Origin of the sequence: Micromonospora sp. DH14 (assembly GCF_029809455.1) — a bacterium.
GTDB classification, from domain to species: Bacteria; Actinomycetota; Actinomycetes; order Mycobacteriales; family Micromonosporaceae; genus Micromonospora; species Micromonospora parva.
The window spans coordinates 22,285-29,278 of sequence record NZ_JARVKT010000051.1 but is presented as its reverse complement, the minus strand read 5'-3'; the positions used below and the strand labels follow the sequence as shown (position 1 = coordinate 29,278).

Here is a 6,994-nt window from a genome sequence, read left to right as displayed (position 1 = left end):
GTGGGTGGGGTTAGGGGAGGAGGGGGTGGAGGTGGACGTTTTCTTCTCGCCCTGGGCCTACGCCTACGACGCTCACTCTGGTGTTGCAGAGTTCCTCAACCCGGGCGATGTAGCGGCGGGCGTTCTCCGGCAGGTCTTCGACCGTGCGGGCCTTGGTGATGTCCTCCGACCAGCCGTCGAGTTCCTCGAAGACCGGCTTGGCGTGGTGGAAGTCCGTCTGGCTCATCGGCATGTCGTCGACCCGCACGCCGTTGATCTCGTAGCCGACGCAGATCGGCAGCTTCGGCAGGCCGGTGAGCACGTCCAGCTTGGTGATGACCAGGTCGGTGACGCCGTTGAGGCGGCAGGCGTACCGGGCCACGACAGCGTCGAACCACCCGCACCGGCGCTCCCGCCCGGTGGTGGTGCCGTACTCCGCGCCGATCTTGCGCAGGTGGTCCCCGTTGGCGTCGAACAGCTCGGTCGGGAACGGCCCGGCACCGACCCGGGTGGTGTACGCCTTACTCACCGCGATGACCTTGTTGATCGCGGTCGGCGGGATGCCCGCGCCCACGCAGGCGCCACCGGCGGTCGGGTTGGACGAGGTCACGAAGGGGTAGGTGCCGTGGTCCATGTCGAGCATGGTGGCCTGGGCGCCCTCCAGCAGCACCGTCTCGCCCCGGTCCAGGGCGTCCCAGAGCATCGCCCGGGTCTCCGCGATGTACGGCTTGAGCCGCTCCGCGTACTCCAGGTACTCCTCGACCGTCGCGTCGACGTCGATCGCCTTGCGGTTGTAGACCTTGAACAGGATCTGGTTCTTCTCGCGCAGCGCGAGTTCCAGTTTCTTGCGCAGGATGCCCGGGTCGAGCAGGTCCTGGAGGCGGATGCCGATCCGGGCGACCTTGTCCCCGTACGCCGGACCGATGCCACGCCCGGTGGTGCCGATCCGGGACGAGCCGAGGTAACGCTCGATGACCCGGTCCAGCGCCCGGTGGTGCGGCATGATCAGGTGCGCGTCGCCGGAGATCCGCAGCCGGGACACGTCGACGCCGCGCTCGGCCAGGCCGTCGATCTCGGCGAGCAGCACCTTCGGGTCGACCACCACACCGTTGCCGATGATGATCATCGCGTCCGGTGAGAGCGCGCCGGACGGCATCAGGTGCAGCGCGTACTTCTGGCCGTCCGGGGTGATCACCGTGTGTCCGGCGTTGTTGCCGCCGGAGTAGCGCACGACGTAGTCGACCCGCTCACCCAGCAGGTCGGTAACCTTGCCCTTGCCCTCGTCGCCCCACTGAGCGCCGATGAGCACGATCGCTGGCATCTTTTCCGCCTCCAGAAGGCTCGGGTGCCAGGTGGCGACCGCTCGGCGAGCCCGGGGTGTCAGGTTAACAAGTAATGACGGCGTGGCCGGCAGGGGTCGCGTCGAGAGGCAGGAGGCTCCTTCCGTGTACGACGTGGTGCTGCTCACCCTCGGTTCGGAGCGGGACGCTCCCGGGGCCTGTGGCAGCGGCGGGGCCTGCTGTGGCGGCGCGACGGGGGCCGACACCGCCCCGACGGGCCAGACCGACGCCGGCCAGCCGAGCAGCGATCAGGCCGAAGCCGAGAAGTGCACGACGGAGCGGCCACGGGTGCCGGTGCTGGCCTGCGCCGACGCGCTGAACGCCCGGGGCGCCCGGGTGGAGACGATCACCGCCCGCTCCGACGCCGAGATCGACGCGGTGTTGGCCCGGTTCGACGGCCCGGCCCGCCCGGACGGCCTCACCTGGCCGGACCCGGACAGCAAGACCCGGCTGGTCGTCGCCACAGCCAGCGACGGGCAGTTGCGCGCCGTGCTGCGCCGGCTGGTCAAGCGGTACGCTCCGGCGCCCAGCAAGCGCCCGGCGGACCTGCCCGGGAACCGGACCCTGCCCGACCTGCCGCCGGTGGCCGTACTCCCGCTCGACCCGGCCCGTGGCGGCACCCACCGGGACCTGGCGGCGCAGCTCGGGCTGCCCCGTGACCCGGCGGCGGTGGCCGCCGCGGTGCTGGACGGCACGCCGCGCCGACTGGACCTGCTCCGCAACGACGGCGGCTCGGTGACCCTGGACGGCGCGCTGCTCGGCGCCGCTGACGACGCCGGCCGACCGCTGCACTGGCGCGCCCGGGTGGAGGTCGACGACACCATTCTCACCGACGGCGCGGAACCGCTGCTGGCCTGCGCGGTCGGCAACGCCGGCGGCTACGCGACGCTCGACGACGTGATGCTGCTGACCGCGCCGGACCCGGCCGACGGCCAGGTCGAGGTCGCGGTGGCAGTGCCGGTTGTGGTCCGCTCAGCCTGGGGACGCAAGCGGGTACGCCTCGAAGTTCGGCGGGCCCGTGGGCGGGCGGTGTCGGTGCTGCCCCGGGAGGGCAAGGTGCCGTACCTCGACGATGGTGTCGAGGGCGAACTGACCCGCAAGCGTTCCTGGTGGATCGAGCCGGGCGCCTGGGCGGTCTGGTCGAGCTGACCTCGACGCATCGACCGGCCGACCCGCCTGCGCCGACCGGTCCTGCTCGGCGAATGGGCCTATCCTCGCAGGAGGACTGGGGAGGGCCGTAATGGACGAGAACGCCGACCGGGCGCAGGTGCCCGGCCAGCAGCCGGCGCCGGAGCGGGACATCGAACCACTGTGGCCGCCGGATCCGGGCGACCGTGGCGCGGCCCCGCCCTGGGCTGCGGTCGCCGAGCAACGGGGTGGGCCGTCGCCGGTCACAGCGCCGGTCACGCCACCGGTGGCCGCGCCTCCGATCGGGCGACCGCCGGTTCCCGGCCAGCCCGGCGCCCCGGCCCAGTCACCGCCCTCGCCGTCGGACTACCCGTCGCTCACCGGTGCCGTCCCGGCCCCCGGCTGGGGGCCCGGCGGCCCGTCCGGCGTCGGGTCGGGTTGGGCGCCGGCGCAGCCGAGTTGGCCACCGGCGACCGATCCGGCCGCCGTGCCCCCGCCGCCAGCGACCGGTGGCCAGCCGACACCGCCGGCATCCGGCACCGGAAGCAACGGCGGGTCAGCTGACGCCGGCCTGCCCGCGACCGCTGCCGCTGCGGTTCCGAACGTCGCCCCCGCGCCGGGGGACGGCCGAGCCGCCCCGCACGACGCGGCCGGTGCCGCGCCCGACGCGGCCAGCCGGGCCGGCGAGGCGGCGCCCGTACCGCCCGGCGACCGGGCTCCGACCACCGCACCGGTCGCGCCGGGGGGTGTCGACCTGGACCTGCCCTTCACCCTGGATCACCCCGCCGCGACCGACCACCCCACCTCGGCGACGACCACCAGCCGGCCCGTCCCCGCCGCCACCGCGTCCGCCGGCAGCCCGAGCACCACCGGCAGCCCGAGCACCACCAGCAGCCCGAGCACCAGCAGCAGCCTGAGCACCGCCGGCAGCCCGAGCAGCACCGGCAGCCCGACGGCCGCCGGCCCAGCGCCGGCAGATCCCTCGGCCGCTGGCAGCGCAGCGGCCGGGCCGACACCAAAGCCCCACGGCCCGACACCACAGCCCCACGGCCCGACACCACAGCCCCACGGCCCGACGGCACAGCCCGACGGGCCGGCACCGCAGGCCGGCGGACCGACAGCGCAGCCCAATGCGCCGGCACCGCAGGCCGGTGGACCGGCACCGCAGGCCGGCGGGCCCGGTGCGGACGGGCCCGCCGACGGGCCGGGGCGGCCGATCGCCGAGTCGCCGTGGGCGTATCCGCCGCAACGCCCGGCTGGAGCGGCACCCGCCCAGGACGAGGCGAGCGTGACGCCTCCGATTCCGCCCCCGCCTCCTGTCGTCCCGTACGTCGGTCCCGCGCAGGCGCACCCGGGGCAGGCGCCCGTCCCCGGGCAGACCGGTTCGGCGCAGATTCCGCCGCCGCCCGACGTGCCGCAGTTCAGCTACCCGCCGCCCGGCCCGCCCGCGCCGCCGCCCGTCGCGCCGCAGGCCGGGCCGGCGACCCCACCGCCGGGACCGTTCCCGCCCTCGCCGGGTTGGTACCCACCGCCCTGGCAACAGGGTTCACCCGCCGGTACGCCGGGGCAGCCGTACCAGGAGGCCGACGGGGTGACCCGGGTGCCGGCCCCGGCGTACCCGGACGCGACGGCGTACCCGGACGCGAGCTGGACACCGGAGGACACCGCCGCGCCGACCGCCGAGGACTTCGCCCGACGCCGCCAGGTCCGACCCGCCGACCCGGTGGCGACCATGGGTGTACGCGCGGTGGTCAACAAGATGGGTTTGCTCCGGCTCGCCCCGGGCCGGCACGAGCAGGAGCTCAAGCGGGACATCGAGATGGTGCGCCGCAACTTCGGCGGTCTGCGGCAGGTGACGGTCGTCAACCCGAAGGGTGGCGCGGGCAAGACGGTGGCGATCCTGCTGCTCGCGATGACGTTCGGTCAGAAGCGTGGCGGCTACGTGCTGGCCTGGGACAACAACGAGACCCAGGGCACCCTGGGGATGCGCGCCCAGCAGGACTTCCACTCCCGCACGGTGCGGGACATGCTGCGTGACCTCGGGCAGTTCCAGGGCGCGCACGGGCGGGTCGGTGACCTGTCGCAGTACGTGCGTTCCCAGGGCGAGGGGATGTTCGACGTACTGGCCTCGGACGAGTCGGCCACCGGTGGCGAGATGTTGACCGCCGCCGCGTTCGCCGAGATCCGTGAGGTGGTCAGCCGGTTCTACAAGTTGATCTTCGTGGACACCGGGAACAACGTCCGGGCGCAGAACTGGCAGGCGTCGATGGACGCCACGGACCAGTTGGTGGTCACCATGTCGGCTCGTAACGACTCCGCCGAGACGGCCGCCCGGATGCTCGACCACCTGGAGCAGAGCGGCCGGCAACGGCTGGTCCGGCAGGCCGTGACGGTGGTGTCGATGCCGCCGTCCCGCAAGGAGATCGACCTGCCGGCCATCCAGGAGCACTTCGCGGCCCGCACCCGGGCGGTGCTGCTCGCCCCGTACGAGCGGCTCATCGACAGTGGCGAGCCGATCCGGTACGGCGGGCTCTCCTCGGCCACCCGGGACGCCTGGCTGAAGATCGCCGCCGCGGTCGCCGAAGGGCTGTGACCCGCCGACGGCCGGCCCGGTGTCGGGCCGGCCGTCGGGGTGGGGTCAGTTGCTCGCGAGCGCGTCCGCCGCTTCCGGGTCGCAGTCACGCAGGAACTGGGCACAGCGGGCCGCCTCGTCGGCCTCGCCGATCTCGTCGGCCGCCCGGGACAGCACGTACAGGCAGCGGAGGAAGCCCCGGTTGGGCTCGTGCGACCACGGCACCGGGCCGTGCCCCTTCCACCCGCTGCGGCGCAGCTGGTCGAGGCCCCGGTGGTAGCCGGTGCGGGCGTACGCGTACGCCGTCACCACCTGGCCCTGCGTGAAGGCCCGCGCCGCCAGCTCCGCCCAGGCGGCGCTGTAGGTCGGGAAGCCGGCCGCCACGTCGGCGTACGCCTCGTCGGTGCCGGCCTCGTTGGCGGCGGCCAGGGCGGCGTCGGCCTCGTCGTTCACGGGCAGGCGGGTGGCCGGTGGCTCTGGCAAAAGGTTCTGCATCGCCCCATTCAACCCGCTGGACAGGGCGACACGCGAGCGGGTCGGCCGACGTGTTCCGCTGAACGGCTGAGGAGTTGGTCACGCCTGCGGCCTATGCCGCCGCCTGGTGTTTTCCATTACAACTAATGGTCCGGAGCCTCCCCAGGAACCGGTTATGCAGGAGCCCGGTGGCCACGACCGCCGGGCTCCTGTCGGTTCCACCCCCGGCCCGGGGTTTGGCCGGCCCCGGCGGGCGGGCAGGATGGCCCGGTGCCGACCCCACCTCCCGCCGACGTCATCGAGCCGCACCTGCACGCCGGCGAGATCCAGACCCGGGCCGAGTTCGACCAGCAGCTGACCACCGGTCGACTGACCGGGCTGACCGTGCAGGGTCTGCGGCTCGACCTCGCGCCGGTGCCCGACCTGACCGGTGTCGACGTGACCGGCACCCTCTTCGTCGGTTGCCGGTTCGCGGCCCGGGACGTGGGCGCCGACCTGGTCCGGCGCGGCGCGAACGTGGTGCCGCCGTTCTCCGGGTTGCCGTACCCGACCCAGCCGACCCACCTCTACACCCCGGAGGAGCTGGCCGCCGGGTTCGCCGAGGGCGGGTTCACCGGGATGTACGACACCCGCGTGTACGACCACTACCGGGCGCACGGCGGCGCGCTGCCGGACGTCAAGGAGGCGCTGGGTCAGCGGCTGCACGACCACGGCGTGGACAACGCGCTCGGCGACGCCACCCGGGCGTGGCTGGCCGCGCACGGGCCGCAGTCGGTGGTGGGCATCATGGGTGGCCACGCGGTGCGGCGCGGCAGTCCCGCGTACCGGATGGCGGCCGTGCTGGGGTGGGAGCTGGCGCGGGCCGACCGGCTGGTGGTGACCGGCGGCGGCCCCGGGGTGATGGAGGCCGCGAACCTCGGTGCCTACCTGGCGGACCAGCCGGCGACCGAGGTCACGGCGGCGATCGACCTGTTGGCCACCGCCCCCGACTTCACCGACCACCACCGGTACACGGCGACGGCGTTGACGGTCCGGCAACGGTACGCGGGGGTGCCCCGGCAGCGTGGCGCCGAGCTGGGCTGGGCGCGGGCGGGCGGGCTGGCCATTCCGACCTGGCTGTACGGGCACGAGCCGGCGAACCTGTTCGCGGGGCGGATCGCCAAGTACTTCTCGAACGCGATCCGGGAGGACACCATCCTGCGCCTCGCCCGGGGTGGCATCGTCTTCGCGCCGGGGCGGGCGGGCACCGTGCAGGAGGTGTTCCAGGCGGCCACCAAGACCTACTACGGCACCGACGGGGCCAGCGGGGCGTACATCTTCCTGGATCGCGACTACTGGGCCCGGGAGTTGCCGGTGGAGGCGCTGCTGCGCCCGTTGCTGGCCGCGTCCCCGTTCGGTGACCTGTCGTCGACGATCCACCTGACCGATGACGTTCGCGAGGCCGTACGCCTGCTGACGACCTGACGACGACGGCCGGCCCCCGTGCGGGGGGCCGGCCGTG

The 6,994-nt window shown here is 74.0% G+C and carries 5 protein-coding genes; 3 read left to right on the top strand and 2 right to left on the bottom strand.

What is annotated here, in order from left to right; translation table 11 throughout:
- Positions 1–10 precede the first annotated feature (10 nt).
- Positions 11–1,300 (bottom strand): adenylosuccinate synthase, encoded by a 1,290-nt coding sequence (locus QCZ28_RS33115; protein WP_279520307.1) that lies wholly within the window; start codon positions 1,298–1,300, stop codon positions 11–13.
- 124 nt (positions 1,301–1,424) lie between these two features.
- Between QCZ28_RS33115 and QCZ28_RS33110 the strand changes: the two genes are divergently transcribed.
- Positions 1,425–2,468 carry a diacylglycerol kinase family protein gene (locus QCZ28_RS33110; RefSeq protein ID WP_279520306.1) on the top strand — a complete coding sequence of 348 codons (1,044 nt, stop codon included), beginning with the start codon at positions 1,425–1,427 and terminating at the stop codon, positions 2,466–2,468.
- A gap of 739 nt (positions 2,469–3,207) precedes the next feature.
- On the top strand, positions 3,208–5,040 hold the full coding sequence (locus tag QCZ28_RS33105) for a chromosome partitioning protein (protein WP_279520308.1): 1,833 nt from the start codon (positions 3,208–3,210) through the stop codon (positions 5,038–5,040).
- Positions 5,041–5,085: 45 nt separating this feature from the next.
- Here QCZ28_RS33105 and QCZ28_RS33100 read toward each other — a convergent pair whose 3' ends face one another.
- Entirely contained in the window at positions 5,086–5,514 is a 429-nt protein-coding gene (locus tag QCZ28_RS33100) for a DUF3151 domain-containing protein (RefSeq protein ID WP_279520305.1), read from the bottom strand.
- Positions 5,515–5,763: 249 nt separating this feature from the next.
- On the opposite strand from QCZ28_RS33100, the gene QCZ28_RS33095 reads away from it, so the two are divergent.
- Positions 5,764–6,957, top strand: a complete 1,194-nt coding sequence (locus QCZ28_RS33095) for a hypothetical protein (RefSeq protein WP_279520304.1) — start codon at positions 5,764–5,766, stop codon at positions 6,955–6,957.
- Positions 6,958–6,994: the final 37 nt, after the last annotated feature.